Annotated in this window: 1 protein-coding gene; it reads left to right on the forward strand. The window is 74.1% G+C overall.

Annotated elements, in window-relative coordinates:
• Positions 1-2,170: SDR family NAD(P)-dependent oxidoreductase (locus ACSLTV_RS36010; RefSeq protein WP_435613722.1), on the forward strand; the 2,170-nt coding region annotated here is incomplete at both ends.

Consider the following 2,170-nt stretch of genomic DNA (forward strand, 5'->3'; position numbering starts at 1 on the left):
CGGCAGCGACGCCCTGTACGTGCCGGTGCTCGGCAAGAAGAGCTCCGAACCCGACACGCTCGTGACCGCCCTGGCACGGCTCCACCTGCGCGGTGGTGCCGTCGAGTGGAAGGCTCTCCTGCCGGGCGCCCGCCCGGTCGAACTGCCCACGTACGCCTTCCGCCGCGACCGCTACTGGCTGGAGCGCTCCTACGGCGAGGACGGTTCGGCCGCCGCCGGTCCGGGAGTACATCACCAGGTCGTATGGCGCACCGTCGCCGGCCGGTCCGAGGGCAGGCGCCTGTCCGGGCGCTGGCTGTTCGTGCGGCCCGTCTCACCGGAGGTCGGCGACGGCTGGGACGGCGCGCTGAACGACGTGCTGACCGAGGCCGGCGCCGAACTGACCGTCGTCGAACACCACCACCTCGACAGCCGGACCGAGTTCGCTCGCCGCATCTCCGACGCCGTCGGCGACGGTCCGGTGAGCGGGATCGTGTCCACGCTCGCGCTCACACCAGGGCATGACGAGGGGGTTCCCCACGGAGTCCTGGCGACCGCGGTGCTCACCCAGGCACTCGGTGACGCCGGCGTCGTGGCCCCGCTCTGGACGCTCACCCGGGGAGCTGTCACCACCGCGGCGGACGACCTCGCCCCGGATCCGGACCAGGCCGCCGTGTGGGGCCTCGGCCGCGTCGCCGCGTTGGAGCACCCCGACCGCTGGGGCGGCCTCGTCGACCTCCCACCCAGCCCGGACCGGCGCTCGGCCACCCGTCTCGTCGCCCTCCTCGCCGACCGCGACGCCGACGGCGTACGCGAGGACCAGGCCGCCGTCCGCCCCGGTGCACTGCTGGGCCGCCGTCTCGTCGCGGCGCCGTCCGAGGCGCAGGTGCCGTGGCAGCCCGCCGGTACGGTCCTGGTGACCGGTGGCACCGGTGCGCTCGGTGCCAGGGTCGCCCGATGGGCGGCCCGGAACGGCGCCGCGCACCTCGTCCTGGTCAGCCGCAGCGGGGACCAGGCGCCCGGAGCCGAGGAACTGCGGACGGAACTGCACGACCTCGGCGCCGAGACGACCTTCGCGGCACTGGACCTCACGGACCGCCCCGCCTTGGCCGCCCTGCTCGACGCCCACCCCGTGGACGCCGTCGTCCACACCGCCGGGGTACTGGAGGACGGAGTCCTCGACGGTCTCACCCCCGCCTCCTTCCGCGCCGTCTTCGCGGCCAAGGTGACAGGCGCCCGCCATCTGGACGAGCTGACCCGCGACCGCGACCTCACGGCCTTCGTCCTGTTCTCCTCCTTCGCCGGCACCGTCGGCTCCGCAGGGCAGGCCAACTACGCCGCCGCCAACGCCCTGTTGGACGCCCTCGCCGAGCGGCGTCGTGCCGCGGGCCTGCCGGCCACGTCGATCGCCTGGGGCCCGTGGGCAGGCGGTGGCATGGCTGCCGACGCGGACGCGGAAGGCCGCCAACTGCGAGGTGGCGTCGGCCTGCTCACCCCCGAAGAGGCGTTGGACGCCCTCGCGGCCTGTGCGGGAGACACACCGCCCACGGCGCTCGTGGCGGACATCGCCTGGGACCGCTTCGGTCCCGCCTTCTCCGCCGTCCGCCACAGCCCCTTGCTCACCGAGGTGTTCCACGCCCCCAGTGGTCCCGAGGCGACCACCGAGACGGTCACCACCGGGCTGCGGGCCCGCCTCCAGAACCTCGACCCCGAGTCCCGTCGCCGCGAACTCCTGACCGAGGTGCGCACCAGGGCCGCCGCCGCACTCGGGCACTCCGGACCCGAACAGGTGGGTGCTGAGCGGGCGTTCCGCGATCTGGGCGTGGACTCGCTGATCGCGGTGGAGCTGCGCAACGTGCTGGCGGCCGCGGCGGGCGTGACCCTCCCCGCCACGGTCGTCTTCGACCACCCCACACCTCGGGCGCTGGCCGCGTTCCTGTACGGCGAGCTGTACGGGGACGACGTCATCACCTCGATCGGCATCGAGAGCAGCACCGGCTCGGACGAACCGGTGGCGATCGTCGGGATGGCGTGCCGTTTCCCGGGCGGTGTGGAGTCGCCGGAGGACCTGTGGGAGTTGCTCGCCGACGGACGGGACGGCATCGTCGACTTCCCCGGGGACCGCGGCTGGGACCTCGGCCTGCTCTTCGCCTCGGACCCGGACAACCCTTACGCGAGCCACACCGCACGC

Origin of the sequence: Streptomyces sp. bgisy159, from assembly GCF_965341775.1 — a bacterium.
Classification (GTDB): domain Bacteria; phylum Actinomycetota; class Actinomycetes; order Streptomycetales; family Streptomycetaceae; genus Streptomyces.